Here is a 25,586-nt window from a genome sequence, read left to right as displayed (position 1 = left end):
CGTAATACGGTGAGGGATCGTGGCCGCTCGCAAGGGGGACGACGGGGTATGAGCTGGGGAAAGATTCGGGGTGCACCCCGGCGCCTGCCCGCCGACGAACACGACCTGTTCGACTCCTCGATCGACGTCGCGGCACGCACTGCCTGGTTGCTGAGGGTCAGCAGAATGGCCTCACCGTGGGGAGCCCGCACCGCGGACTCGTTCGTCCATCGTCTCGCCGAGGTCGGCTACCGGATCAAGCATGGGTCACAGGTATCGCATTGGGAAAGCGGACGTTTCACCGCTCCGCTCGCTCTGGTCGCTGCCTACGAACGCGCGCTGAGCCTGGCACCCGCCGAGTTGCTCGGAGCCGTCGCGAGCATGCAGCAGACCTACCGGGTGGCGGTGGCCGAGCCGATCCCCGACGACCGTGACCAACTCTTCACGCAGAACTCGATGCTCAACGAGGCGATCGCGGAAGGCAGGGCCACCGGTCACGACTGGTTGACCCTGGTCATCCTCATCACCGACCCCCGCATCACCCCTCCGCCGCGCGGCACAGCGCGAATGATGGCACACGGTCTGACAACCGAGATGCTGCGGGCGGGACATTTCGACTACTCCTCGCGTTGGGCGGCGTTGTCGATCCTGCTCGGCGACAGCCTCTACCAGGAGCTGGCGGAGCAGGAGATCGTCGCGGTCGCGCAGCAGCCCGGGGCCCCGTTGGCCCGCAATGCCTGGGACGCGTTGTCCCAATCGACCCGCAAGGGTGTCGCCGCAACCCTCATCGAGCAGTTCGTGCCCGGCGACGACGAACGGGTGCTCGGCGTCTCGTTCGGTCTGGCGACCATGATCGGCCGGCGTCAGCTCGGCGCCCAGGATGTCGAGGCCTTGCAGGACCGGCTCCGGGTGATGGCCCGGGAAGGATCCCAACAGGATCGCGACATCGCTTACAGCCTGGCGGGTCGGCTCGGCGGACGCACGATGGCCGCGGTCGGCCACCCACCACCGACACAGTGGAGTCAACGCGGCTTCGTCGAGCGCCCGCCGCACTACGACGATTACCTCGCCGCCGTCCGCGAGACCTCCGGCTTGGACGACGACCCGATCATCGACCGCCTCCTGCAGGAGGCGCTGTCGAACCTGTGGCTGGAGAAGCGACAGTTGGCGCAGGAACTCATCGGTGCCAGCCCCTACCGGGACGCCGTGGCACGCACCGCGATCCATGTGGCGACGACGTCCGCCGTCTGCCAGGCGCGTCGCAGCGCCTCGAACCTGTTGCGGCAGCTGACCCCGGACGACCCATCGTTGTTACGCCGGTTGCTGTTCGCGACCGACCCGAAGGTGGTCTCGGACGGACTGATCGCGATCGGACGTGGTGGCGTACTCGATCCGGCAGCCTTGGCTCCCTTCCTCGATGACCCGACGACGCGGGAGGACGCTCTGATGGCCGCCGGAATGCTCGGCCACACGGGCGTCGCGGCGACGGACGAGGAGCAGGTCGCAGCCGACTGGTGGGCTCGCGGAGGCGGACGACGCACGACTCCGGGCACCCCGGTAGGCGGCTGACGCAGGTCAGATCCGCCCACGACACCGTCGATGCCGGTCGTTCCGTCAGGCTTGCGAATATCGTCCTCGCGGACGCGCAGCCAGGCGTTCTCATAGATCGGGCGGCTGTCGAGTTGCTCCCAGCTCATCGAAACGATCAGCGCCTCCCGCGCTCGACGAACTGCGGTGCTTCCCGCTTCAGGCCCGCTGCCCGGGCGATCTTCGCGTTGCGGCCGAACAGCAGTTTCACCTGCTCGCGTCGCTCAGCCGCGAAGGTGCGCCGGGCCGACGAACTGTGGTGCTTGTCGAACAATCGCTTGGCGGCGGCGAGGGCGTCCGGCGATTTCGTCGTCAGCGTGCGCGCCAACTCGAACGCGGCCCCGCGCGGGTCGGCCGCGACGGTGCCGGCGAGACCGAGGTCATGGGCGTCCTGACCGCTGAGCACCTCGGCGGTCATCGTCAGTCGCTTCGCGGTCTCCACCCCGACCAACTCCGAGAGCGAGCGCACCCCGCTCATATCCGGGATGAGGCCCCACTTCCCTTCCAGCACAGACCATTTGGCGTCCGGCGTCGTGATCCGGAAGTCGGCGGCGAGCGCGATCTGGATGCCGCCGCCGTAACAGTGGCCGTGCACGGCGGCGATCACCGGGACGGGGACACGTCGCCAGGCCCAGCACGCCTCCTGGAACACATTGGTGCCCCGCCATGGCACCGGCACCAGACCCACGGGGATCTGCCAGGGCTTCTTGGACACCGAGCCGAAGTCGAGTCCGGCGCAGAACGCGTCACCGTTTCCGCTGATCACGACGGCGCGCAGCGTTCGGTCCTTGCGCAGCCGGTGCGCGGTGGATGCCAGATCGCGCAGCATCTCGAAGGTGAGGCCGTTGTACTTGTCCGGGCGATCGAGGCGGACGTCGGCGATGCCGTCTCGGACGGTGCAGCTGATCAAGGAGGTCACACGCTCACGCTACTTCGCCGCGGCCCGACACCTGCGGGAATGCTGCGGCCCGTGAGACGTTGGACGAACAGAACCCGATTTCAAGGAGGGCCGGCATGGCCACCACCACCCTGACCACCGAGAACTTCGTCGAGACCATCCAGAACAACGACATCGTTCTCATCGACTTCTGGGCCGACTGGTGCGGCCCGTGCAAGATGTTCGCTCCGGTGTACGACGCCGAATCGAACAAGCACGAGGACATCGTCTTCGGCAAGGTCGACACAGAGGACCAGCGCGAACTCGGCGGCGCAATAAACATCAGCAGCATCCCGACCGTCATGGCCTTCCGTGAGGGCGTGATGGTGTTCAGCCAGTCCGGTGCGATGCCGCCGGCGATGCTGACCGATCTGATCAAGCAGATCCGCGATCTGCCGATGGAGAAGATCCACGCCGAGATCGCCGAGCAGCAGGCCGCCGAGGGCGACGCCGCCCAGCAGTAATGACTCAGTAATGACTCACTACTGACTCATTACTGACTTACTACTGACTCGATCAGTTGAACGCCGCGGCCTTCGGGTTGCGGCGTTTGCTGCATCCGGCTACTCAGGTCCGCCCGGATTGCAATAGGCGCTCACGACCTGGTCCATCGGGACGACCATCCGCCAGGTTTCCAGGTTCCAGGTCGCTTTGGATCGGGCGTAACGCCAGTGACAGGCGAACTGGCGTTGCATCGACACTGTGTCGGCCCGCGGCTCACGCCTGGCGACCTCCGCCCAAGCAGCCGCCTCCTTCTCCTCCCCCAGCACGGCGCGTCCGGCGCCGGTGGGCGTGACGATCAGGTCGTCACCGTGCCGTCCGGGCCGCCAGGTGAGCGTGCCGATGTAGGGCGGACCCGGCTGCGGTGTGCTCGTCGATGTCGTGGCCGGCGACGGCCGGCTCGAACTCGACGTCGAGCTCATGGTGGACCTGTTCGGGGAGGACGTGGTGGTCGGCTCGGTGCTCGAGCAGCCGGTACACAGCAGCGCGACTGCGAGGACGACGACCCGGCGCACGGTCTCAACTACGCGATGTCGGGCGGCGCAGGACTCGCAACGAACCATGCACCTCGACCTGCTCGAAGCCGTCCGTGAGCGCCGACTGCACCACGTGCCAGGGCGCCTGGCCACCGTCGGCAGGGTCGGGGAAGACGTCGTGCACGAGCAGCAGACCGCCGGGGACGAGGTGCTGCGCGAACGCGCGGTAGTCGTGCTGCGCGGTCTCCTCGGTGTGGTTGCCGTCGAGGAAGAGCACTTCGAGCGGTGTCGCCCACCAGGCGCCGACCACCCGGGTGTCGGCGACTACGGCACTCAGCACGTCGGCGTACTCGTCGAGCACCGGGCGGAAGGTGGCGAAAGTGTCAAGGCGTCCGGATCGTTCGTCGACCATCGACTCGTCGTGCCACTCCCAGCCGGGCTGGTTCTCCTCGGACCCGTGGTGGTGATCGACAGTGACCAGCCGGGCACCGGCCTGCCGTGCCGCGTCCGACAACAGAAGGGTCGACTTGCCGCAGTACGTACCGATCTCGAGCCAGACGTCGGGCTTGGCGGCAAGCGCGGTGGCATGCAGCGCCTCGCCCTCGTCGTCCGGCATGAATCCCTTGGTCGCGTCGACCGCCGCCCGCAGTTGCTCCGAGATCAACTCGCCGCTCCTTCGATCGCGCCGCCCCAGCCACTCCAACCACCGGCATCACGAAACAGCGAGGCTCCCCCGGTGGCTTGTCCTAGCGCGTCGGCCGCGAGCAGGACGGCCGCGGCCGACCAGGTGGTCTGTTCCACCGGCCAGACCTGCTCGTTCGGAATGTTCATGCCGGTCCAGTAACCACCGGTCTCCTCGTCGAAGAGGAACTGCACGTCATTGAAAAGCTCTGTGGCACGGTCGGATTCACCGATTGCATCCAGAGCTGCGACGAGCTCGACGGTCTCGGCCGCGGTCACCCACGGCTCGTCGGCCACACAACGGATACCGCGTCCGGGCCATCCGAAGGTCTCCCAGCCGGAGTCGATCAGCCGCGCGGCAGCTTCGTCGCGCACGGCCCCGGTGAGCACCGGGTAGTACCAGTCCATCGAGTATCGACTGCGATCCTCGAACACCTCGGGCGAGTTACGGATCGCGTCCCGCAGCCCACGACCGGCGGCCCGCCAGCGCGGGCGGTCGTGACCCAGCGTCTCGGCGATGAGACAGGCGCATTCGATGGCCTGCAGGGTGCTGCACGAGCCGGTGAGCAGCGCCTGGTCGTCCCATTCCCGCTCGACGTTCATCGCCCAGGAGATCGCGCCGGACGCAAGCTGTCCACGCACCACGAAGTTGATCGCCGCTTCGACCGTCGGCCAGAACCGCGCCAGCGTCGCGCTGTGTCCGGTGACCAGGTAGTAGTGCCAGACACCGACCGCGATATAGGCGCACTGGTTGGTGTCGGCTGCGGCTTCCTCGACGACGCCGGCGGTCTGCTTCATCGGCCAGGATCCGTCGGGCCGCTGGGTACGCGCCGACCACAGGTAGGCCCGGATCGCCTCGTCGTGACGACCGGCCACGGTCAGACCCATCGCGGCCTCGACGTGATCCCAGGGGTCGAGGTGACCGCCGCGGAACCACGGCAGCGCACCGTTCGGATCCTGTTGCGAAGCAATGAAATCGCCGATCCGGACGACGCGCTCGTGGGTGAGCGCGTCGTGCAGCGAGAGGTCGCGTGCGGGTGCCGTCATGAATGCTCCGGCTTGCGGAGGTAGACCACGAAACTCTTGCCGAGCACCGGGTCGAGCGACTTCTCGGCGAGCCGGGTGACCAGCGGCGCGCTCATCATGTCCCAGACCAACAGGCGGTGGTACGTCTTCGTCGCGAAGTTGTCGTTGTCGCTGCCGACCGCGCACTTCAGCCACCAGTACGGGGCGTGCAACGCGTGCGCGTGGTGCTGCGCGTACGGCTGGAATCCGGCGCGGGTGAGCCTGTCGACGAGTTCGGACGCCTTGTAGATACGGATGTGTCCGCCCTCGACCTCGTGGTACTCATCGGAGAGCTTCCAACAGACCTGCTCGGGCCAGTTGCGCGGCACGGTCACGGCGACCAGACCACCGGGTTTGGTGATCCGGAACAGTTCGGCCATCACGGCCTCGTCCTCATGGATGTGCTCGAGGATCTCCGAGGCGATCACCCGGTCGAAGCTGCCGTCCTCGAACGGCATCGCGCGGGCGTCGCCGGCCTGCACTTGGGCGATGGCTGGGAAGCCCGCTTCACCCTCGGCCTCCATCGCACCGAACATCGTCTTCACGTCGGCCAGGTCGGATTCGTTCATGTCGAATGCAGTCACGTTGCAGCCACGGCGATAAGCCTCGAAGGAGTGCCGTCCCTGACCGCAACCGACGTCGATCAGGTTCATCCCGGGTGAGACCGGGAAGCGGTCGAAGTCAACGGTCAACATGTTCGTTCTCCTTCATCGTGCCGGGCGTCCGTCGAGCACGGATCACGTCCCGGTAGAGGTCTGCTGTTTGTTCGGCGACGGCACGCCAGCTGTACGTCGCCACCGCGCGCCGTCGACCGGCCGCGCCCATGGCGGTACGAAGATCCGGCGAACTCAGCACTTCGGTCAGTGAATTTGCCAGTGCGACAGGGTTGTTCGGCGGCACGAGTGCACCTGCGCCACCGGACACGAGCGTCGGCAGGGCGCCGACCGCGGACGCGACGACCGGCGTCCCACACCCCATCGCCTCGATCGCCGGGAGCGAGAATCCTTCGTATCGCGAGGGCACGACGAGGGCTTCGGCCGACCCGATGAGGCCGGCGAGTTCGAGATCGGTGAGGCCGGAGCGGAAGCTCACCCGGTCGAGCAGGCCGGCGTCTGCCAGCGACTTCTGGGTGCGTTCGCTCGCGGCTGCGACGATGATCAGTTCCGACCACGCGTCGGTGCGCATGTTCTTCAGCGCTTCGATCAACACCGGCACGCCCTTGAGCGGCACGTCCGCCGACGCGATCGTCACCAGCCGCCCACGGACGCGCGGCAGCGACGGCGGCGCGAACGTCTCGACCGCCACCCCGACCGGGACGATGCTGATGCGTTCGCGGGGCACGCGGAAGTCGGTGACGATGTCCTGCGCCGAACCCTCGGACACCGTCAACACGTGTGAAGTCTTTCGAGCGACGCGAGCCTGCATCTGGACGAAGCCGTAGAACCGACGCTTGGTGACGCGATCCCACCCACGGGCGTGCTCGATCTCCAGGCGACGGTCCCGGCTGATCGGGTGATGGATCGTGGTGAGCAACGGTAGCCCGCGTCGCTCCAGTTCGAGAATGCCCGGAGCGAGCGTCTGGTTGTCGTGCAGCACGTCGAACTGCGACAGCCGCGAGCGCAGCAGGCGATCCAGGCGAAGACCGAACACGCGGGGCTCCGGGAACCCCGCAGTGCACATCGTCGCGAACTCCAATACGTCCAGATCGGAACGAAATTCGCGAATGTTCGGGGTACGGAAGGGGTCGGGCTCGCGGTACAGGTCAAGCCCCGGGACCGTTGTCAGCCGCACCCCTGCGTCCAACTCGGGATAGGGCGGACCGCTGAACACCTCGACGTCGTGGCCGAGTGCGACCAGTTCCCGCGAGAGGTTGCGGACGTACACGCCCTGGCCGCCCGAGTGCGGCTTGCTGCGATACGACGACAGCGCGACCCGAAGGCCGCGCTCGGCGCGTACGTTCTGCGGCACGGACTCACACCACCGCGGGAGCGGCGATCTCCTGGATGTCGTGCTGCTCCGCGCGACGGACGAACGTCATGTCCTTGCTGACGTCGGCTCGCCGGGTGTCGCGCCGGTCGCGCAGGTAGTTCTGGTGCAGGAACCACGGTGCGCGGTCACCCTGCTTGGGGAACTCGGCCATCGACCGCAGCACGTACCCGGCGTCCAGGTCGAGGGCCGGTCGGGCGTCCATGGCGGAGTCGACGTGCGGGTAGCCGTACGCGTACCCCTGGGCGTCCAGGTGGTTGATGAACGTCGCGAAGTACTGCGACGTCAGATCGGCACGCAGCGTCCACGAGGCGTTGGTGTAACCGACGCACATCGCGATGTTCGGCACCCCGTTGATCATCATGCCGCGGTAGATGTAGCGGCTGCCCATGTCGACCTTCGCCCCGTCGACGGTGAGCGTGATGCCGCCACCGGCGAGCATCTTCAGCCCGGTCGCGGTGACGACCGCGTCCGCCTCGATGACCTGACCGGATCCGGTGCGGATGCCTTCGGGCACGAACGAGTCGACGGTGTCGGTGACGACATTCGCCTTGCCACTCCTGATGGCCATGAACAGGTCGCCGTCCGGCACGATGCACAGCCGTTGGTCCCACGGCCCGTACGGCGGGGTGAAGTCGCGCTCGGTGACGTCGGTGCCGCGCACCTGGGCCATGACGCCCTTGCGCAACATGTTGCCGATCGTCTTCGGCGCCCGGCGGCTGGCCAGGTAGAGGGAGAGCGCCTGGGTGGCGTTCTTCATCCGGATCATGCTGTAGGCGCGTTGCGGTGACAGTGTCCGTTGCAGCACGTTCGCGATCGGGTCGGTGTTCGGCAGCGCCAGGACGTAGGAAGGCGTGCGCTGCAACATCGTCACCTCTGCGCCCCGGTCGGCGAGCGCCGGGACGAGGGTGACGGCGGTCGCGCCCGAACCGATGACGACGATCTTCTTGCCTGCCGGGTCGAACTCCTGCGGCCAGAACTGCGGATGGATGACCTCACCCCGGAAGTCGTCACGGCCGGTGAACGCGGGGTCGTAGGGCTCGTCGTAGTCGTAATAGCCCGAGCAGAGGTAGACGAAGCTGCTGCGTACGGTGCTTTCGCCGCCCGGGGTGGTGAGCGTCAGCGTCCACTCGGCGGCGGCGCTGTCCCAGGAGGCGTCCGTGACCTTGGTGCGGTGGACGATGCGCTCGTCGATGCCGTGCTTGGCCGCAGTGTCCTTGAGGTAGTCCAGGATGTCGGCGCCGTCGGCGATGGACTTCTTGCCGGTCCACGGCTCGAACGGCAGCCCGAGGGTGAACATGTCCGAGTCGGAGCGGATGCCCGGGTACTTGAACAGGTCCCAGGTGCCGCCCATGCTCTCGCGGCCTTCGAGGATGACGTAGTCCTTGTCCGGACACATCGTCTGCAACCGGTAGCCGGCATCGATCCCCGACAGACCGGCACCCACCACGACGACGTCGTAGCGGTCCTTGAGGGCAGGGTGCTGCCGCGTCTGCTCGTGCATCTGCTGTTCGGACACCGTCGGCTCCTTGCTGTTGCGGCTGACCCAGCCTAAGTTACCGGCGAGTTCAGGGGAACCGTCACGGGTGGACGAACGAGTCAGCCCTTCGCGGGACGAGCCGTCGTCGTCCGCGCGGTACGGCCCTTGTTGGACGTCGAAGTGAGTTCGGCGCTCTCCTGACCGATGGCGACCGAGTCGTCGGCCAACCAGCCCTCGGGTCCGTCCGAGCCGGCCTTGTACTGCTGGATCGGCACCAGATTCTGCTCGAATGCCTTGATCGCCGGAGCGACGATCTTCCAGCACAGTTCGGCCGAGTCCGCTCGCACGCTGAGCAACTGGTTGTCGTCCATCAGGTAGCGCAGCACTTCGCCGTAGGCCGTCATCTGCGCTCCCGCGAGATCGGCCGACAGCGTCTTCTGCTCCAGGTCGAGCGGGTCACCCTCGGCGTTCATCGACAGCTTGAACGACACCCGTCCGGGCTTGAGATCGATGATCATCGCGTCACCGGTGTGGTCGCCGATGAACCCCTTGGGCAGGTGCGGCACATCGCGGAAGTAGACGATGACCTGCTTTCGGGGAGCGCCCATCGCCTTCCCGCTGCGCAGCACGAACGGGACGCCGGCCCACCGGTTGTTGTCGATCTGGACGGTGAGCTGGGCGAGCGTCTCGGTGTTGCGCGAGGATTCGACGCCCTTCTCCTTGACGTACGAGGGCACGCTGCGGCCGTTGATCGAACCGGCGGTGTAGCGCGCGCGCTGCGCGTACTCCTTCGGGTTGTTCTCCCAGATGTGGGTGGCACGCAGCACCTGAGCTTTGAGATCGGCCAGTTCCTGCGGATCGAGACTGGCGATCGGCTCCATCGCGAAGATGGCCAGGATCTGCAGCAGGTGGCTCTGCAGCATGTCGCGCAGCGCACCTGCCTGGTCGTAGTAGCCGGCGCGGCCCTCGAGCGCGAGGTCCTCGTCGTAGAGGATCTCGACCCGCTCGATGTGCTCGGCGTTCCAGATCGGTTGGAGCATGCGGTTGGCGAACCGCAGGCCGATGAGATTGAGGACGGTTGAGACGCCGAGGAAGTGGTCGACGCGGAAGATGCGGTCCTCGTCCACCACTCGCTGCAGTTGCTTGTTGAACTGCCGGGCCGACTTCTCGTCGGCGCCGAACGGCTTCTCCAGACCCAGACGGGTGGACGCGGGCAGGTCGAGCTTCTCCAGTTGGGCGCAGACCTTCATCGAGATGGCCGGCGGGAGCGCGAAGTAGACGACGAGTTCGCCCTCGGCCGCCTGGACGAGGTCGGCGAGCGCGGTCGGGTCGAGCAGGTCGGCCTTGATGTAGTGCGCCTTGCCGGCGATGCGCCCGGCGGTCTTCGCATCGGCGCCGCCTTTCTTCAGCCGATCGCGCACCAGGGCGCGGAACGAGGCCGTGGTCAGGTCGGCACGGTCGGCACCAATCACCTGCACCTCGCGGTCGGACTCGACCGCCAGCAGGCTGCCGAGTCCGGGGAGCAGCAGGCGCTGGGTGAGGTCACCGCCGGCGCCGAGGATGAGGAAGGTGACGGACTTGGTCGTCTGCTTCGTCGTCATGGTGACCGATCGTGCCACTCCCGGCGTCGTGGCGGGCGACTGCCGACCTCAGGCGTCGGTCACCTCGACGACCGTGTGCTCGCCGTCGCCGGTGACGAAGGTGGCGCGCACGGTCATCCGTGATCGCAGTGAACGGGCGATGAAGCACTCCTGGTGAGCGATCCGCAGCCAGCGCTCCCACTTGTCCGGTTGCTTGCCGCCGCTGATCTCGATGACCGGGTTGAGTCGGATCTCGTTGACCCACAACGGTCTTTCGTCGTTCGCCATGACCGCTTCGGCGTGGTCGACGTACGAACGCACGTCAGCCCGTGCGCGTGCTGCGACGGCGAGAAAGGACAGCAGTTGGCAACTGCTGGCTGCGGCGAGCAACAGTTCTTCGGGGTTGGTCAGGCCCGGGTCGCCACGGAAGGCGGGGTCGGAACTGAGGGTCAGATGATGCTTGCCCACGACGTCGATCTGGTGTTGCCGCGAGTAGTCGTCGTACCCGGTCGCCGTCGTCCCTTCCCACCGCAGCGAGGTCGAGTAGGAGTGGTTCACGCGGTCGCCGCCACCGTCGAGGCGGCCGGTGTACGTTCGGCCAGTTCCACGGTCTCTTCGATGACTCGCGTGATCAGCTCGGGTTCATCGAGCATCGGGACGTGCCAGCAGTTCGGGAGGGCGACGTGGCTTCTGGCTGAACAGCCGGATGATCGGCAACGGTGCGTGGCTCGCCGCCTTCATCGACAGCAGCGCGGCACCCGCGACAGCGAGTCCGGTCGGCAGGTAGAACCCGGCCGGCGAGATGGCCGTACAACTCGCGACCGAGCCTAGCGGCTCGAACGAAGGCGCGATTGGCGCGACTTACGCCCCGGTACGCGGCACTACCGGGGCGTAACGCGCGACTGTCGCGCTTTGCGCCCGGCGGCATCCAGATCGACGCAGGTGACGAACTCGCCGACGAAGTCGTAGCCGATGGTCGCTGTGACCACGTCGCCACGCAGCACGTTCGGCAGCCAGATGCGGTCGTCGTCCCACATGTCCGCATACGGGATCTCCTCCAGTGGGCACCAGAACGGCGACAACTCAGCTGACGCCTCGGCCTCGCCCGTCCAGCGCTCGATCATCACCAGCGACACCCGGAACGGCGTCCGCTGCGGGTCGGCCCAGGTGAACAACAACTCCCCCACCGACCGCGCGTCCCGGACATCCGCACTCAGGGACGTCTCCTCCACCAGTTCCCGTACCGCCGCTTCGAGCGCGGACTCTCCCGCTTCGAGCTTCCCACCGGGTGCGATCACCTTGCCCTCGCCGAACCCCCGCAGCTTGCGACCCAACAAAACCCGTCTCCGCTCCAGGTCGACGACCAGCGCAAGGCACATGTCGATCGGTTGCTCGGTCACCTGCGAATCCTTGCACCCCGCGCCGAATTCGCCGACTCGCATGTTGAGCAGGCTCGCGGGGCGGTTTCGCCGACCGGCGGGTAGCAGCCATGCTTGACCACGTGAACATCGGCATTCTGACCAGCGGCGGCGACTGCCCCGGCCTGAACGCAGTTATCCGTGGTGCGGTGATGAAGGGCGACCGCATCTACGGCGTCAACTTCCAGGGCATCCGCGACGGATTCCGTGGGCTCGTCGAGGACGACATCCGCCCCCTCCCCCGCCACGACGTTCGAGGGCTCTCCCGCACCGGCGGCACGATCCTCGGCACCTCCCGCATCGGGCCGTTCGGCGAAGGTGGCGGCGGCTCGGCTCGGGTGAAGCAGGTGATGGAACGCAACGAGATGGACGCGATCATCGCCATCGGTGGCGAAGGCACCCTCACCGTCGCGCGGATGCTGCACGATGACGGCATCAAGGTCGTCGGCGTGCCGAAGACGATCGACAACGATCTCTCGGCGACCGACTACACCTTCGGTTTCGACACTGCGGTGTCGATCGCGACCGAGTCGATCGACCGGCTGCGCACCACCGCGGAGTCGCACCACCGCTGCATGGTGGTCGAGGTCATGGGACGCCACGTCGGTTGGATCGCCCTGCACGCCGGTCTCGCCAGTGGTGCACACGCGATCCTCATCCCCGAGCAACCGGTGAGCATGGAGCAGATCTGCGGATGGGTGGAATCGGCACTCGACCGCGGCCGCGCACCGCTGGTCGTCGTGGCCGAAGGCTTCATGCCGGACGGTGTGGAGATCGTCCGCGATGCCCTCGACGGCTTCGGACGACCCCGCCTCGGCGGTGTCGGCGAATGGCTCGGCCCGATCATCGAACAGCGCACCGACATCGAGACCCGGGTCATGACGCTCGGTCACCTGCAGCGTGGGGGTGTGCCGACGTCCTACGACCGGGTGCTCGCCACCCGGTTCGGGCTGGCCGCGATCGACGCCGTGATGGACTCCAAGTGGGGCCACATGGTGTCGCTGCGCGGCATCGACATCGAAACCGTTCCACTGAGCGAAGCCACCGCCGACCTGAAGTCCGTGCCCCAGAGCCGCTGGGACGAAGCCGCCGTCCTGTTCGGCTGAGGAGAAGACATGACCCATATCCTGCTGCTGCACTCCGCCCTCGGCCTGCGACCGGCGGTGCGAGAGTTCGCCGATGCGCTCACCGAACGCGGCCACACCCTCGTGGTGCCCGACTACTACGACGGCCAGGTGTTCGACGACGAGGAGTCGGGCGTCGGATACCGCGACCGCACCGGCGCCAAGGAACTGTTCAAGCGGATCCTGCCGGTGGTCGAGGAACTTCCCGCGGACGCCGCACTCGCTGGGTTCTCGCTGGGCTCGGCCTTCGCGCAGACCCTCGCCGCGACCCGGCCCGAGGCCGCGGGCGTGGTCCTGATGCACAGCGTCGCGGCGCCGTTCGGACGGTGGCCGGGTGCGCCGGTACAGGTGCACCGCTACGAGTCCGACCCCTGGATCGAGCAGGACGACCTCGATGCGTTGCGTGCGTCGGTCGAGGCCGAGGGCACGTCCTTCGAGGACTTCGTCGTCCCCGGCCGCGGCCACCTGTTCACCGACGTCCATGGGCCGGACGGCGACGGCGAGGCGACCGCCGCCACGATCGACCGGATCGACGCGCTGCTGACCCGTCCGTGAAGGTCACCACCTGGACGCTGGAGATGCGTTCACCGGACGACCTCCGTGGCCCTGCCCAGCTTCCCGAGGGCTTGACCGTCACCGAATCAACTTCGGTGACACCGGAATTTGCTCGCTTCCTGTACGGACTGGTCGGCGGTCCGTGGCGCTGGACCGACCGCCTCGATTGGTCTCGTCAGCAGTGGTCCGAGGACCTCGCCGCGCCCGGCACTCGTTTCCTGATCGCCTACGCCGACGGCGTTCCACAGGGCTACCTGCAACTCGGTGCGTCGTCGATCGGGCAGACCACGGACATGGAGATCAAGTACTTCGGACTGGTGGAGTCGGCGATCGGTCGTGGACTGGGGTCGGCGCTACTCACCCGAGGCATCGAGCGCGCCTGGCAGACAACGGGATTGCCGAAGGTCTCGCGTGTCTGGGTGCACACCTGCTCGCTCGACGGACCTGCCGCGCTACGCACCTACCGAGCACGCGGGCTGAACGTCGTCGACGAGGTAGTCACCGATGAGGACTACCCCGATCAGCCGCTGGGCAGCTGGATGTCGACCGGCGGCCGGTGATGCCGATGGATCAGGCGAGGTGCAGCCGCAACATCGCCAGCGAACGCTGCCACAGGTCGCGAGCCAGTGCCGACTGCGGCCCGGCTGCCGCCAGATCACGCAGCGTGTTGAGGTTGCCCGGGTACTTCTTGGCGCAGAACGGCACTCCCGCACGGCGCATCGCTGCCCGTAACTCGGGCAGACCTTCTGCGGCCGCCGCGTTGTCGGCCGCGTAGAAACTGACCGCTGCACCCTTGATGTTCTCGACCAGGTCGATATCGGTGGCCACACAGTCGTAGGACAGTGCGAGGCGAACCCGAGAATCGACCGCCGCGAGCGCGAACGCGAGTCCCCCGCCGGTGCCGTAGCCGATCACCGCGATCCGGGTGTCGACGCCCGGTTCCTTGGCCAGCTCCGCGACCGTGGCGCGCAGGGCCTTCATCACCCAACGCTCGTAGTCGGGGCTCTGCATGACGGCCATGACATCGCCGACCGTCGGGTCGTCGGCGAGGTCGGCGTCCTGCCAGGCCTGCTCCGCGCGCGCGGCCGCCTGCGGGTCGAGGCCGAGGCCCGCGACGAGTTCGGGGACGAGGACGACGTAGCGCTCCTGAGCGAAACGGCGCGCGAGTTCCATGACGGTCGCGTCCGACTCACGCAGCCCGGGCAGCATCACGATGCCGCCGCGCACGCTCCCGCCCGGCGCCACGCGGTGTGCGCTCAGGGGCATGGTCGTCGAAGCGGGTCTCAACGTCTTGCCTTTCATCGGTCTACGGCCAACTGTCCATCCCAGGGTAGGACCGTCGACGCATCGCCGGGCGGCAGTCGCACAACAACTTGGAACCTTTGAGCAATGACTTAGGTCTCAAATCTCACGCCGACCGGACAGGCGTTCATGACGTCGGCGGCTGCCACCATCCGTAGCGAAGTGGGCGGACGCACGGTCCGGTCGTCGGCCACACCGACTCCAAGGGCACGCCCGCCGCGCACCTCTCACTCGGCATGCGCCGGGCCACCGCCGTCTCCAACGAATTGGAGAAGCAGATCTCCGGCCTGCGGACGGAGATCGCCAGCGCCAGCCAGACCCAGCCGACCGTGATCAGCCGGCTGCGGGCGGCTGCGTTCCGGGCTGGGTGCCCGCCTGGGTGCCAGGCTGGTTCGGCTGCGGAGCCGGAGTGGTCGGCGGCTGCTCGCCACCCTGAGGCTGCGCGGGAGCGTCCGGCACCCCGAGCTGGTCCTCGAGGGCGTCTGCGCCCTGCCTCACCTTGCCGGCGTACTTGTTGCCGGTCTTGGCGTTGACCGCGGCCTCGGCCTTGTCGATGCCGTCGCGCACCTTGTCGGGGTTCTTCGCGGCGTAGTTCTTCGCCTTGGCGATGATGCTTGTGAAGTTCATGCTCCGGATCCTAAATCCACCCGATCGGGTAGTCGATCGGTGACTCAGTCGGTTCGGCCGAGCTCGTGCTGCAGCGCCTCCCGCAGGCCCGGGTGTCGGAACCTGTGTCCGGCGTCGATGAGCGCGGCGGGCACGACGCGCTGGCTGGCGAGCGCCAACTCCCGCGCGCCGCGTTGGCCGAGCAGCAACTGCGGGCCCACCTTCGGCACCGCGAGCGAACTCGGCCGGGAGATCACCGACGCGAGCACCTTGCTGAACTCCTCATTGCGAAGTGGCTGCGGGGCAACGGCATTCACCGGACCGGCGAGCACATCGTCGAAGATCGCGCGGTGATAGACGTCGATCAGGTCGTCGATGGCGATCCACGACATCCACTGCTGCCCGTCACCAAGACGACCGCCCAGGAAGGCCTCGTACAACGGACGAAGGACGGCCAGCAGGCCTCCGCGGGCCGACTGCACCAAACCTGTGCGGACCAGCACCGTCCGGACACCTGCGTCGGAGGTCGGCGAAGTCGCCTCTTCCCACTCACGCACCACACTGGCCAGGAAGTCGTCGCCCGACGGGCTCGACTCATCCAGCAGTTCGTCGGTGTGCTCGGAGCCGTAGAAACCGATCGCGGATGCGGAGGCGAACACCCGCGGACCGCCGTGCTGCACGATCGCCTCCGCCAGCCGATGGGTCGGACCGACCCGACTGTCGTGCACCTTGCTCATGTGCTCGGCGGTGAACCTGCCGGCGATCGTCTCGCCGGCCAGGTGGACCACCGCGTCGACCCCGTCGAGGATCGCCGGGTCGGGGGTTTCGAGATCCCAGTGCCGCTGCTGGTGGATCGCGTCGGGATCGGGTTCGCCACGCACGAGGTGGATGACCCTGTGGCCACCGGTCGAAAGGAACGCGGTCAGCGCCGTCCCCACCAACCCGCGCGCGCCGGTGATCGCGATGGTGCTGGGTTTCGCATCCCACTGCCGAGCGGCAGCCGCGTGAGCGTTCAGATCGTCGGTCACCTGACGTCCGCGGTAGCGGAACATCGGGGTGAGCACTGACTTCGGGACGCGGGTCGTCACTTGGTCGATCAACCGGCAGGACGCGTCGTCGCCCTCGAAGCGATGCAGGTGCTTCCAGCCGGTGATCGCCGAGAACGGCTGGGACACACAGTGATCGCCGAACTGACTCCCGTCGATGTACTCGTCCGGCTGGTGCTGGGCCACCCACCGGCCACGGGGCACGGACGCCGTCGCGACCTTCGCTTGGAGCACCGCCCGGCCGTCGGCCAGACTGCGCGCTTCCTCCAGTGGTTGCAGAGGTGTCCACGGAGCCGCCAACCGGTGGAAGGCACCCGGACGGGCGAACCAGTCCCAGACCTCCTGCCGGGAATGAGGCACAGGAACGGTGAACGCGTGCGTCCTGGTCAGCATGCGACCACTATCCCACGCGGGCCGCCCTCCGTCCGTTCACGCATCCTGAGGCCCCAGGCTCGCCGGGCCAGTTGTCCAAATGTCAGAACAAGGCCGATAGCCTGGCTTGACCGTCCCGAGGGGAGCACCGATGAGCTCGAGTTATCCGTACGCCCACGCGCCCACCGTTCGCCTGACGGTCGGCCAGGCACTCGTCCGCTTTCTGACGCAGCAGTACTCGGAGAGAGACGGCGATGAGCGGCGTTTGATCGCAGGCACATTCGGGATCTTCGGACACGGGAACGTCGCCGGCGTGGGCCAGGCCCTGCTGCAGAACTCGGTCGATGCGAAAGAAGACGACGAGATGCCGTACTGGCTGATGCGCAACGAGCAGGGCGGGGTTCATGCGGCCGCCGGGTTTGCGAAGGAGACGCGGCGCCGCCAGACACTGGCCGTCACCACGTCCATCGGCCCCGGCGCGACGAACATGGTCACCGGCGCCGCCCTCGCGACGACCAATCGACTACCGGTACTGCTGCTGCCGTCCGACCAGTTCGCCACCCGCTACCCCGACCCCGTACTGCAGCAATTGGAAGACCCGCGTTCGCTCGACATCTCGGTCAACGACGCATTCAAACCGGTCTCACGTTTCTGGGACCGCATCAACCGTCCGGAACAGTTGATGCCCTCGCTGCTCGCTGCCATGCGGGTGCTGACCGATCCGGCCGAGACCGGTGCGGTGACGATCTGCCTCCCACAGGACGTGCAGGCCGAGGCGTACGACTGGCCGCAGGAGTTCTTCTCCCGCCGGGTCTGGCACATTCCCCGACCGGCCCCCGACCCGGCGGCTCTCGAACGAGCAATCGCCGCGATCAAGGCTGCCGAGCGACCCCTGATCGTCGCCGGTGGTGGGGTCGTCTACTCGGAGGCGAGTGACGTCCTGCGCGAGTTCGCCTCTGTCACAGGGATTCCGGTGACCGACACTCAGTCCGGCAAGGGTGCGATCAACTTCGACCATCCGCTGGCCGTCGGTGGAGTCGGCTCGACCGGCAACTCCGCGGCGAATGCGCTCGCTGCGCAGGCGGATCTGATCATCGGCATCGGCACCCGGTACTCCGACTTCACCACCGCGTCACACACCGCGTTCGCGCGTCCGGACGTGAAGTTCGTGAACATCAACGTGCAGTCCTTCGACGCCGCGAAGAACTCGGCGACGATGGTCGTGGCCGATGCACGCGCCGCGCTCGTCGCATTGCAGGAGCAGATGGCGGGGTGGCACACCGACGACGCGTATCAGCAGGAAGCAGCGGGGCTCTGGGACGAGTGGAACGACGTCATCGAGCAGTGCTATCACCGCGACCACGAGCCGCTCCCGGCACAGACCGAGGTGTTCGGTGCACTCAACGACGAACTGGCCGAGCGCGACGTGATCATCAATGCGGCGGGTTCGATGCCGGGCGACCTGCAGTGCCTGTGGCGCGCGACCTCGCCCGACCAGTACCACCTCGAATACGCCTACTCGACCATGGGATACGAGATTCCGGCAGCGCTCGGCGTCCGCCTCGCGATCGGCGACGAAGACCGGAATGTCGTCGCCGTCGTCGGTGACGGTTCCTACCAGATGATGCCGATGGAACTCGCGACCATCGCGTCCGAAGGCATCAAGGTCATCGTCGTGCTGCTCGACAACGCGGGCTTCGCCTCGATCGGTGCGCTGTCGGAGTCTGTCGGGTCGCAGCGCTTCGGCACGAAGTACCGGATGCGGGACGCGTCCAGCGGGCGTTTGGACGGGGCGCCGGTGCCGTTCGACCTCGCGGCAAATGCGGCGTCCTGGGGTGTGAAGGTGGTGCGCAGCGACGGAATCGAGGAGTTCCGCAGCAGTCTGCGTACTGCGCTGGACGGCGAGGAGTCCGTGGTGCTCTACATCGAGACCGACCTCACCGGCCCCAATCCCCCGGGTTCGTCCTGGTGGGACGTACCGGTCAGCGAGACCTCCACCTTGCAGTCGACCACAGCTGCGCGTGCGGCGTACGAGCAGGGCAAGCGCGATCAGCGCCATCACCTGTGACGGTGCTCAGCTCTTGTGGACGGTGATCTCGATGGCGTACTGGTCGGCGCGGTAGACGTGGTCGCCGTATTCGACCGGTGCGCCCGACTCGTCGAACGCTCGACGGGTCATCGTCAGCAGCGGTTCGCCCTTGTCGGTGCGCAGCATCGAACGTTCCTTGCCGGTCGGACGTCTGGCACCGATGCGCTGCTTGCCGACCACCGGACGCACTCCGGCCTCGCGCAGCAGCGCGTACAGGCCACGGTCGACCAGTTGCCGCTCGTCGAACTTCGCCGTTTGCGGCAGCAACCAGTTCGACAGGATCGACAGGGGGACGTCACCCGTGTATCGCAGACGCCGCACGAACACCAGGTCGGCATTCTTCGGGACACCGAAGAACTCGGCAGCCACCGGCGAGTGAGCGGTGCGGTCGAAGTCGAGCAACTCGGTACGTGGCTCCTTCCCGGAGCGGACGAGGTCCTCGTAGAGACTGGTGAGCTCGTCGCGGCGGTGGATCACCTCGTTGGCGACCGTCGTACCGATGCCTCGGCGCCGGGTGACCAGGCCACGCTGCACCAGCTCCGCTATCGCCCGGCGCACCGTCGGGCGGGACAGGTCGAGCCGTTCGGCCATCGCCAGTTCGTTCTCGAACGGATCGCCCGGTTTGAGCGACCCGCTCTCGATGGCAGCGGTGAGCTGCTGGGCGAGTTGGTAGTACAACGGGACTGGGCTCGCCCGATCGATGACCACCGGCACTGTCTCAGCCATGGGCCGATCATAGACAGCAAAGGTCGTTCGGAAGTAAAAATGTCATTACATTGCAGGATCACCCGTCCGGTCCCCCGAGAAGGGCATTCGTCGTGACCTCGTCCGCACCCGACCTGCTGGCCATCGGCCGGCTCGGCGTCGACCTGTACCCGCTCACCAGCGGCGTCGGCCTGGAGGAGGTCGACACGTTCGGCAAGTTCCTGGGTGGCAGCGCGGCCAACGTCGCGGTCGCCGCCGCGCGGTACGGACGCACCTGCGCACTCATCTCACGGACCGGAGACGACCCGTTCGGTCGTTACCTGATCAGGCAATTGGAGGAGTTCGGGGTCGACCCCTCCGCCGTGACGCCGACCCCGGAACTGAAGACACCGATCACCTTCTGCGAGCTCTTTCCGCCCGACGACTTCCCGCTCTACTTCTATCGCGAGCCGATCGCACCCGACCTCACGATCGATCCCGCGCAGATACCGGTCGAGCAGGTGCGGGACGCCCGCGTGTACTGGTCGACGGTCACCGGCCTGTCCCGCGAACCCTCGCGCGGAGCGCACTTCCACGCCTGGGGTGTTCGAGAGCGGCGCCCGCTCACCGTGCTCGATCTCGACTGGCGACCGATGTTCTGGCCGTCGCCGGACGGCGCCCGCGCGATCGTCGGTGAGGCACTCGCGCAGGTCACGGTCGCCGTCGGCAACCAGGACGAGTGCGAGATCGCGGTGGGTGAGACCGATCCGACCAGAGCTGCCCGAGCTCTGCTGGATCGTGGGATCGAGCTGGCGATCGTGAAACAGGGTCCGCGTGGGGTGCTGGCGATGACCGCCGGCGAATGCGTGGAGGTGCCGCCGTTGCCGGTCGACGTCGTCAATGGCCTCGGTGCGGGTGACGCGTTCGGTGGGGCGATCGTCCACGGGCTTGTGTCCGGCTGGGATCTGGAACGGATGCTGCGTTTCGCGAACGCCGCCGGCGCGATCGTCGCCGGTCGGCTCGAGTGCTCGTCCGCCATGCCGAACACTGCCCGGGTCGAGGCTGCGCTGGCAGCGGGCGCCGTGCGTCAGGAGGGATGATGATGAAACTGTCCGACAACGAAATTCACGAACTGACCCGCCGACGGATCAGCGACCCGGACGCGATCGCATCTGCCTGGGCGGCGCGTGGGCGCCGCAAAGGCCCGGACAGTCGGCTCCTCATCGTCGCCGCCGACCACCCGGCCCGTGGCGCGCTCGGGGTGCGCGACAACAACGACGCGATGGCGTCCCGACCTGAACTGCTGGGCCGGCTGGTGACGGCGCTGGCCAACCCGCGTGTCGACGGCGTGCTCGCCACGGCCGACGTGTTGGAGGACCTCCTGTTGCTCGGAGCGCTGGACGACAAGTTGGTCATCGGGTCGATGAACCGCGGCGGCTTGCAGGGGGCCGGCTTCGAGTTCGATGATCGGTTCACCGGGTACACGGCGGCGCAGATCGACGATTTCGGACTGGACGGCGGAAAGACACTTGCTCGAATCTGCTTGCAGGACAGCGGAACCGTCGCCACTCTCCAGGCGACAGCACGTGCTGTCGACGAGCTGGCAACCCGCCGCAAGATCGCGATGATCGAACCGTTCTGGTCGGAGTTCGGCACCGACGGCCGTGCCCGCAACATCCTCACCGCCGACGCGACCATCCGGTCGATGCACGTGGCGTCCGGTCTCGGAGCCACCAGTGCGTACACCTGGCTCAAGGTGCCGATCGTGCCCGAGATGCACCGTGTCCTGGAGGCCACCACCCTTCCGACCCTGCTACTCGGCGGCGACCCGACGACCGGATCGGATGAGAGGTACGCCAGCTGGGAGGACGCGCTCAGCGCTCCGTCCGCGGCCGGGCTGGTGATCGGTCGCGCGTTGCTCTTCCCGCCGGACGACGACGTCGCCGCGGCCGTCGACGTCGCGGCTCGCCTCGTCCACGGCACCGAACCTTCATCGAGTGGCCGGGCTACGGACGAGTGGCCGGGTTATACCCCGGCCACTGGTTCACATCCCGGCCACTCGGCGAAGGGGACTGAATCATGAATTGGCACAGGCCTGCCGGGTCGATCAGCGACGAGCAGTACGACGTCGTGGTGCGACCGGGTAGTGACGACTGGCGGCACACCGGGCTGCTGGTGGCGACGCTCGATGCCGGCGAGTCACGCACGCTCCAGACCGGCGACGACGAGTACATCGTGGTTCCGCTGTCCGGCCTCGGTGTCGATGTGTCCTGCGACCCGGATCAGGTCCGGCTGATGGGTCGAGCCGACGTGTTCCAAGGTCCGAGCGATGTGGCGTACGTGCCCCGTGGCCGAACTCTCACCGTCACCGCGTCCGAGCCGAGTCGGGTGGCGCTGTGTTTCGCGCCCGCGTCGTCCGATCAACCGTTCGCTGTCATCAACAAGGACGCCGTGCCGGTCGAGCTTCGCGGCGCCGGCAACTGTTCTCGGCAAGTGCACAACTTCGGCACTCCCGCTGCGCTGCAAGCGGATTCGATCATCTGTTGCGAGGTGCTGACGCCGTCGGGCAACTGGAGTTCGTACCCGCCGCACAAACACGACGAGGAACGCCCCGGCGTCGAGACCGAACTCGAGGAGATCTACTACTTCGAGTCCCGTATCGCCACGGGTGGCCCGGCCGAGGCCGAACCGCACGGCTACCAGGCCGTGCACGGCACGGCCGATCGTCCGATCGAGGTCAACGCCCGCGTCGTCTCCGGCGACGTCGTGCTGGTGCCGCACGGCTGGCACGGGCCGTCGATGGCCCCGCCCGGGTACGACCTGTACTACCTGAACGTGATGGCCGGACCCGGCGACGAACGGGCGTGGCGCATCTGCGACGACCCGGCGCACACCTGGGTCCGCGAAACCTGGACCGACCACCCGATGGACCCCCGACTTCCCTTCACCGGACCGACACACGAGGAAACGCCATGAGCACGCCCACCCGGATCACCCATCTCGTCGGCCACCAGGAGTTCGACGGCTCCGCCGAGCGCACCAGCGAGGTATACAACCCTGCCACCGGGCAGGTCACCGGAACGCTCGACCTCGCGTCCGCCGAAGTGGTCGACCGCGTGGTCCAGCACGCCGCCGCAGCTGCGAAGCAGTGGGGATCGACCTCGCTCGCGAAGCGAACGCCGGTGTTGTTCAAGTTCCGCCAGCTGCTGGACGAGAACAAGGAGCGGATCGCCGAAATCATCACCTCGGAGCACGGCAAGGTCACCTCGGACGCCCTCGGTGAAGTGACCCGCGGCCTGGAGGTCGCCGAGTTCGCCTGCGGCATCCCGCAATTGCTCAAGGGCGGGTACTCCGAGAATGTGTCGACCGGGGTGGACGCCTACTCGATCCTGCAGCCCCTCGGCGTGGTCGCCGTCATTTCGCCGTTCAACTTCCCGGCGATGGTGCCGCTGTGGTTCGTGCCGATCGCGGTCGCGTGCGGCAATGCCGTGGTGATCAAGCCGTCCGAGAAGGACCCGTCCGCCGTCGTCGAGGTCGCAAAGCTCTGGAAGGAAGCCGGCCTGCCGGACGGCGTCATGAACGTCGTCCACGGTGACAAGGAGGCTGTCGACGCGCTGCTCGATCACCCCACCGTGAAGGCCGTCTCGTTCGTCGGTTCGACCCCGATCGCGAAGTACGTCTACGAGCGCGGCGTGGCGACCGGCAAGCGGGTTCAGGCTCTCGGCGGTGCGAAGAACCACATGCTGGTGCTGCCCGACGCCGACCTCGACCTCGCTGCCGACGCGGCCGTGAACGCGGGGTTCGGTTCCGCCGGTGAACGGTGCATGGCGATCTCCGTGGTCGTCGCGGTCGACTCGATCGCCGACGAGTTGATCGAGCGGATCAAGAGCCGGATGGCCGGACTGAAGACCGGTGACGGTTCGACCGGCTGCGACATGGGTCCGGTCGTCACCGCGCAGGCTCGCGACCGGATCACCGACTACATCCAGGCCGGCCTGGACGCCGGTGCCCGCCTGGTCGTCGACGGTCGCGACGGGGAGTTCCACGGCCCGGACGAGGGCTTCTTCGTCGGACCGACGTTGTTCGACGAAGTCGGCACGGACATGTCGATCTACACCGACGAGATCTTCGGACCGGTGCTGTCGGTCGTCCGGGTGCAGAGCTACAACGAGGGTCTCGACCTCATCAACTCATCCGAATACGGGAACGGCACAGCCATTTTCACCAACGACGGCGGTGCTGCTCGCCGCTTCCAGAACGAGGTCGAGGTCGGTATGGTCGGCATCAATGTGCCGATTCCGGTGCCGGTGTCGTACTACTCGTTCGGTGGTTGGAAGTCGTCGCTGTTCGGCGACAGTCACGCGTACGGCGTCGAGGGCGTCCACTTCTTCACCCGCACCAAGGCCGTCACCTCTCGCTGGCTCGACCCCTCGCACGGTGGTCTCAACCTCGGGTTCCCGCAGAACAACTGACCGGAGTCAGGGCTTCTGAGGCGTCGCGGGAAACCCCCGTGAGCGAATATCGGGTGCGCGGGGTGTTGCCAGCACCTAGCGTCACGCCATGCCAACTGTCGCCTTGGTGGGAGTCCGGCTGGATGCCGCAGACGTCCTTACCGTGGCCGGCTTCTGGGCAAAGGTCCTCGGGTGGAGTCGTGAGCAACGGGAATCGGGTGAGATCGCCGTGATCCCCAGCGATCCATCCGACTATCCGGTCCTGGTCGCCATCAGACCTGACCACCCTGTACTGGTGGCGGACCTCGTCCTGGCGCGCCGCCCGATAGGCCCGGAACGCGGAGAGTCGGGCGTTCTGGAACGCTGACGGTTCGTTGAGGCACGGGATGGCGCTCGGCGCGGGCGAGGCCCGTCGTCAGCCGGTGTTGTGGAACTCGATCCAGTGCAGGTTGAGGGGTTCCCAGGATTGTCGCTCGTACGGTTTCGCCGGCTCTGCTGGCTTGGAGTACGTGCCGGGTGAGGTCTCTGGGTCGGGTGGTCGGTGCCCGAAGCGGTCGCCGTACCGGTCGTGGAACGTGAAGAACCCTGGTGCCATCGTGGTGATGGTGAAGTCGCCGGCGTGTAGTCGGTCGTGGTGGAACGGACAGAGACTGATCAGGTTGCCCAGGTCGGTGTTGCCGCCTTTGGACCAGTGGATGACGTGGTGCACTTCGACGTAGCGGTGGGTTCCGCACCCTGGGAAGTGGCAGCCGTGGTCGCGGTCGTGCACGAGGCGGCGGGTTCGTCTAGGGACGATGCGTTGGGTGCGTCCGACGTCTACGGGGTACCCGTTCTTCTCGATGATCGGCACGATCAGCCCGTCACACGAGAGTTTCTCGCGGAGTGCGGGTGGGAGGGCTCCGGCACCGCCCGACCAGCCGTGTCCGTGGGCATCGAGGTGGAACAGCACCCGGTAGGTGTCCGCCCGACCCGAGACCCCGCCGGTGCCGGCGTGAAGCGAGCGGAGCATGGCTTCGAGGAACGCGTCCGCCAGAGTGATCCGTGGTTTCCCGGCCGCGTCCAGACCGTCACCCAGGTCCGTGCCAAGGTCGGCGCCACGATCGGGGGCGTGGTGGGCACCGAGGTGGGTGCCGCCGAACGCGGCCGGAATCACCGGTTCGCTGCCGTCGACGCCGCCCTCGGGCTCATCACAACCGCAGTCCTGATCGCAGTTGTTGTCGCGATCACTGTCGGTGTGGCGGGTTTGCTGGAACAGCGCGTTCTTGGCTTCGTTCAACACTTGCTCGAGGAGTTCGCCTTGGTCGACGGGTCCGTCGAACTCCAAGTGATATCGGCCTTTGTCGAACCAGGACCGTAACTGCGCCGGGCGGGTGGACGGGTCGGGTTCGGGCACCTCGTCCCCATCGTCGTCCAAAGCATCGTCGGTGTCATCAGTGCCATCGGTGGGGAAGGGGTATTTCGCGACGGTTCGTCGCAGCNGCGATCGCGTGCGGGAGTTCGTTCGCGCGGGAGGCGATGCGGACGATGTCTGTTGCGGCGGCGCGGGAGACGCCGGCGAAGCAGGTCAACCAGTGTTCCGGGGACCGGATCCCGGAGACAGCCCAGTGCTGTTCGGTGAGGGATTCGCGCATCACGGTGATGAGGTCGGCGTACGCGCCGGTGAGGGC

26 protein-coding genes and 1 pseudogene are annotated in these 25,586 nt (G+C 67.2%); 11 read left to right on the top strand and 16 right to left on the bottom strand.

Annotated elements, in window-relative coordinates; translation table 11 throughout:
• Nucleotides 1–48: 48 nt before the first annotated feature.
• Nucleotides 49–1,548: a hypothetical protein gene (locus ACYU8W_RS04560; RefSeq protein WP_499467000.1), complete on the top strand. Its 1,500-nt coding sequence runs from the start codon at nt 49–51 to the stop codon at nt 1,546–1,548.
• Nucleotides 1,549–1,589: 41 nt separating this feature from the next.
• Here the strand turns inward: ACYU8W_RS04560 and ACYU8W_RS04555 are convergent.
• Together ACYU8W_RS04555 and ACYU8W_RS04550 are read right to left on the bottom strand one after the other, a co-directional pair.
• A pseudogene (locus ACYU8W_RS04555) lies at nt 1,590–1,676 on the bottom strand (NUDIX hydrolase); the annotation flags it as partial.
• A gap of 8 nt (nt 1,677–1,684) precedes the next feature.
• Nucleotides 1,685–2,485 (bottom strand): crotonase/enoyl-CoA hydratase family protein, encoded by an 801-nt coding sequence (locus tag ACYU8W_RS04550; protein WP_499466998.1) that lies wholly within the window; start codon nt 2,483–2,485, stop codon nt 1,685–1,687.
• 95 nt (nt 2,486–2,580) lie between these two features.
• Here ACYU8W_RS04550 and trxA point away from each other — a divergent pair, with 95 nt between their 5' ends.
• Nucleotides 2,581–2,967 carry a thioredoxin gene (gene trxA, locus ACYU8W_RS04545; RefSeq protein WP_499466996.1) on the top strand — a complete coding sequence of 129 codons (387 nt, stop codon included), beginning with the start codon at nt 2,581–2,583 and terminating at the stop codon, nt 2,965–2,967.
• A 99-nt stretch (nt 2,968–3,066) separates the two neighbouring features.
• On the opposite strand, the gene ACYU8W_RS04540 is transcribed toward trxA, so the two are convergent.
• The 9 genes from ACYU8W_RS04540 to ACYU8W_RS04500 all read right to left on the bottom strand — a co-directional run bounded on the left by ACYU8W_RS04540 (nt 3,067) and on the right by ACYU8W_RS04500 (nt 11,672).
• Nucleotides 3,067–3,426 carry a DUF2599 domain-containing protein gene (locus ACYU8W_RS04540; protein WP_499466994.1) on the bottom strand — a complete coding sequence of 120 codons (360 nt, stop codon included), beginning with the start codon at nt 3,424–3,426 and terminating at the stop codon, nt 3,067–3,069.
• Between the two features lie 97 nt (nt 3,427–3,523).
• Entirely contained in the window at nt 3,524–4,144 is a 621-nt protein-coding gene (locus tag ACYU8W_RS04535) for a class I SAM-dependent methyltransferase (protein WP_499466992.1), read from the bottom strand.
• Nucleotides 4,141–5,208 (bottom strand): prenyltransferase/squalene oxidase repeat-containing protein, encoded by a 1,068-nt coding sequence (locus tag ACYU8W_RS04530; protein ID WP_239700767.1) that lies wholly within the window; start codon nt 5,206–5,208, stop codon nt 4,141–4,143. Before ACYU8W_RS04530 ends, ACYU8W_RS04535 begins: the two co-directional genes overlap by 4 nt.
• Nucleotides 5,205–5,921 (bottom strand): class I SAM-dependent methyltransferase, encoded by a 717-nt coding sequence (locus ACYU8W_RS04525; RefSeq protein WP_499466990.1) that lies wholly within the window; start codon nt 5,919–5,921, stop codon nt 5,205–5,207. Before ACYU8W_RS04525 ends, ACYU8W_RS04530 begins: the two co-directional genes overlap by 4 nt.
• Nucleotides 5,908–7,194 carry a glycosyltransferase family 4 protein gene (locus tag ACYU8W_RS04520; protein WP_499466988.1) on the bottom strand — a complete coding sequence of 429 codons (1,287 nt, stop codon included), beginning with the start codon at nt 7,192–7,194 and terminating at the stop codon, nt 5,908–5,910. Before ACYU8W_RS04520 ends, ACYU8W_RS04525 begins: the two co-directional genes overlap by 14 nt.
• A gap of 4 nt (nt 7,195–7,198) precedes the next feature.
• Entirely contained in the window at nt 7,199–8,731 is a 1,533-nt protein-coding gene (locus ACYU8W_RS04515; protein WP_499466986.1) for a flavin-containing monooxygenase, read from the bottom strand.
• An 80-nt stretch (nt 8,732–8,811) separates the two neighbouring features.
• On the bottom strand, nt 8,812–10,293 hold the full coding sequence (locus tag ACYU8W_RS04510) for a glucose-6-phosphate dehydrogenase (protein ID WP_499466984.1): 1,482 nt from the start codon (nt 10,291–10,293) through the stop codon (nt 8,812–8,814).
• 48 nt (nt 10,294–10,341) lie between these two features.
• A complete protein-coding gene (locus tag ACYU8W_RS04505) occupies nt 10,342–10,830 on the bottom strand; it encodes an OsmC family protein (RefSeq protein WP_499466983.1) in 489 nt (162 codons plus the stop codon).
• Nucleotides 10,831–11,153: 323 nt separating this feature from the next.
• A complete protein-coding gene (locus ACYU8W_RS04500; RefSeq protein WP_499466981.1) occupies nt 11,154–11,672 on the bottom strand; it encodes an 8-oxo-dGTP diphosphatase in 519 nt (172 codons plus the stop codon).
• Between the two features lie 101 nt (nt 11,673–11,773).
• On the opposite strand from ACYU8W_RS04500, the gene ACYU8W_RS04495 reads away from it, so the two are divergent.
• The 3 genes from ACYU8W_RS04495 to ACYU8W_RS04485 are packed head-to-tail and all read left to right on the top strand — an operon-like array spanning nt 11,774 to nt 13,929.
• Nucleotides 11,774–12,796 carry an ATP-dependent 6-phosphofructokinase gene (locus ACYU8W_RS04495; RefSeq protein ID WP_499467022.1) on the top strand — a complete coding sequence of 341 codons (1,023 nt, stop codon included), beginning with the start codon at nt 11,774–11,776 and terminating at the stop codon, nt 12,794–12,796.
• 9 nt (nt 12,797–12,805) lie between these two features.
• Complete coding sequence (locus tag ACYU8W_RS04490; protein ID WP_499466979.1) at nt 12,806–13,369, top strand: dienelactone hydrolase family protein; 564 nt, start codon at nt 12,806–12,808, stop codon at nt 13,367–13,369.
• Nucleotides 13,366–13,929 (top strand): GNAT family N-acetyltransferase, encoded by a 564-nt coding sequence (locus ACYU8W_RS04485; protein WP_499466977.1) that lies wholly within the window; start codon nt 13,366–13,368, stop codon nt 13,927–13,929. The genes ACYU8W_RS04490 and ACYU8W_RS04485 overlap by 4 nt, the downstream gene beginning before the upstream one ends.
• Nucleotides 13,930–13,939: 10 nt before the next feature.
• On the opposite strand, the gene ACYU8W_RS04480 is transcribed toward ACYU8W_RS04485, so the two are convergent.
• From ACYU8W_RS04480 to ACYU8W_RS04470, 3 genes are all read right to left on the bottom strand, one after another.
• On the bottom strand, nt 13,940–14,635 hold the full coding sequence (locus tag ACYU8W_RS04480) for a dienelactone hydrolase family protein (protein WP_499466975.1): 696 nt from the start codon (nt 14,633–14,635) through the stop codon (nt 13,940–13,942).
• Between the two features lie 369 nt (nt 14,636–15,004).
• The gene (locus tag ACYU8W_RS04475; RefSeq protein ID WP_141927104.1) at nt 15,005–15,298 is read right to left on the bottom strand and encodes an antitoxin; all 294 of its coding nucleotides are present in this window, start codon (nt 15,296–15,298) and stop codon (nt 15,005–15,007) included.
• A 44-nt stretch (nt 15,299–15,342) separates the two neighbouring features.
• Nucleotides 15,343–16,716 carry a TIGR01777 family oxidoreductase gene (locus tag ACYU8W_RS04470; RefSeq protein WP_141927105.1) on the bottom strand — a complete coding sequence of 458 codons (1,374 nt, stop codon included), beginning with the start codon at nt 16,714–16,716 and terminating at the stop codon, nt 15,343–15,345.
• Between the two features lie 130 nt (nt 16,717–16,846).
• On the opposite strand from ACYU8W_RS04470, the gene iolD reads away from it, so the two are divergent.
• Nucleotides 16,847–18,763, top strand: a complete 1,917-nt coding sequence (gene iolD / locus ACYU8W_RS04465; RefSeq protein ID WP_499466973.1) for a 3D-(3,5/4)-trihydroxycyclohexane-1,2-dione acylhydrolase (decyclizing) — start codon at nt 16,847–16,849, stop codon at nt 18,761–18,763.
• Nucleotides 18,764–18,769: 6 nt separating this feature from the next.
• Here iolD and ACYU8W_RS04460 read toward each other — a convergent pair whose 3' ends face one another.
• On the bottom strand, nt 18,770–19,510 hold the full coding sequence (locus ACYU8W_RS04460; RefSeq protein ID WP_499466971.1) for a GntR family transcriptional regulator: 741 nt from the start codon (nt 19,508–19,510) through the stop codon (nt 18,770–18,772).
• A gap of 92 nt (nt 19,511–19,602) precedes the next feature.
• On the opposite strand from ACYU8W_RS04460, the gene iolC reads away from it, so the two are divergent.
• The 5 genes from iolC to ACYU8W_RS04435 all read left to right on the top strand — a co-directional run bounded on the left by iolC (nt 19,603) and on the right by ACYU8W_RS04435 (nt 24,286).
• Complete coding sequence (gene iolC, locus ACYU8W_RS04455; RefSeq protein ID WP_499466969.1) at nt 19,603–20,568, top strand: 5-dehydro-2-deoxygluconokinase; 966 nt, start codon at nt 19,603–19,605, stop codon at nt 20,566–20,568.
• Entirely contained in the window at nt 20,568–21,551 is a 984-nt protein-coding gene (locus ACYU8W_RS04450) for a Cgl0159 family (beta/alpha)8-fold protein (RefSeq protein WP_499466967.1), read from the top strand. The genes iolC and ACYU8W_RS04450 overlap by 1 nt, the downstream gene beginning before the upstream one ends.
• Nucleotides 21,545–22,444 (top strand): 5-deoxy-glucuronate isomerase, encoded by a 900-nt coding sequence (iolB, locus tag ACYU8W_RS04445; protein ID WP_499467020.1) that lies wholly within the window; start codon nt 21,545–21,547, stop codon nt 22,442–22,444. Before ACYU8W_RS04450 ends, iolB begins: the two co-directional genes overlap by 7 nt.
• A complete protein-coding gene (locus ACYU8W_RS04440) occupies nt 22,441–23,940 on the top strand; it encodes a CoA-acylating methylmalonate-semialdehyde dehydrogenase (RefSeq protein ID WP_499466965.1) in 1,500 nt (499 codons plus the stop codon). The genes iolB and ACYU8W_RS04440 overlap by 4 nt, the downstream gene beginning before the upstream one ends.
• An 88-nt stretch (nt 23,941–24,028) precedes the next feature.
• On the top strand, nt 24,029–24,286 hold the full coding sequence (locus tag ACYU8W_RS04435) for a hypothetical protein (protein ID WP_499466963.1): 258 nt from the start codon (nt 24,029–24,031) through the stop codon (nt 24,284–24,286).
• Nucleotides 24,287–24,334: 48 nt separating this feature from the next.
• Here the strand turns inward: ACYU8W_RS04435 and ACYU8W_RS04430 are convergent, their stop codons facing one another.
• Entirely contained in the window at nt 24,335–25,312 is a 978-nt protein-coding gene (locus tag ACYU8W_RS04430; protein ID WP_499466961.1) for an HNH endonuclease, read from the bottom strand.
• Nucleotides 25,313–25,586: the final 274 nt, after the last annotated feature.

The sequence above is a fragment of the Yimella radicis genome (genome assembly GCF_054778255.1).
This window is presented reverse-complemented; position numbering and strand designations above follow the sequence as displayed.

Coding starts and splice junctions, on each gene's coding strand:
- ACYU8W_RS04510 (WP_499466984.1), bottom strand. CDS start 10,293: ATGACGACGAAGCAGACGACCAAGTCCGTCACCTTCCTCATCCTCGGC.
- ACYU8W_RS04490 (WP_499466979.1), top strand. CDS start 12,806: ATGACCCATATCCTGCTGCTGCACTCCGCCCTCGGCCTGCGACCGGCG.
- ACYU8W_RS04540 (WP_499466994.1), bottom strand. CDS start 3,426: ATGAGCTCGACGTCGAGTTCGAGCCGGCCGTCGCCGGCCACGACATCG.
- ACYU8W_RS04530 (WP_239700767.1), bottom strand. CDS start 5,208: ATGACGGCACCCGCACGCGACCTCTCGCTGCACGACGCGCTCACCCAC.
- trxA (WP_499466996.1), top strand. CDS start 2,581: ATGGCCACCACCACCCTGACCACCGAGAACTTCGTCGAGACCATCCAG.
- ACYU8W_RS04450 (WP_499466967.1), top strand. CDS start 20,568: ATGATGAAACTGTCCGACAACGAAATTCACGAACTGACCCGCCGACGG.
- ACYU8W_RS04475 (WP_141927104.1), bottom strand. CDS start 15,298: ATGAACTTCACAAGCATCATCGCCAAGGCGAAGAACTACGCCGCGAAG.
- ACYU8W_RS04460 (WP_499466971.1), bottom strand. CDS start 19,510: ATGGCTGAGACAGTGCCGGTGGTCATCGATCGGGCGAGCCCAGTCCCG.
- ACYU8W_RS04435 (WP_499466963.1), top strand. CDS start 24,029: ATGCCAACTGTCGCCTTGGTGGGAGTCCGGCTGGATGCCGCAGACGTC.
- ACYU8W_RS04525 (WP_499466990.1), bottom strand. CDS start 5,921: ATGTTGACCGTTGACTTCGACCGCTTCCCGGTCTCACCCGGGATGAAC.
- ACYU8W_RS04560 (WP_499467000.1), top strand. CDS start 49: ATGAGCTGGGGAAAGATTCGGGGTGCACCCCGGCGCCTGCCCGCCGAC.
- ACYU8W_RS04470 (WP_141927105.1), bottom strand. CDS start 16,716: ATGCTGACCAGGACGCACGCGTTCACCGTTCCTGTGCCTCATTCCCGG.
- ACYU8W_RS04480 (WP_499466975.1), bottom strand. CDS start 14,635: ATGCCCCTGAGCGCACACCGCGTGGCGCCGGGCGGGAGCGTGCGCGGC.
- iolD (WP_499466973.1), top strand. CDS start 16,847: ATGAGCTCGAGTTATCCGTACGCCCACGCGCCCACCGTTCGCCTGACG.
- ACYU8W_RS04440 (WP_499466965.1), top strand. CDS start 22,441: ATGAGCACGCCCACCCGGATCACCCATCTCGTCGGCCACCAGGAGTTC.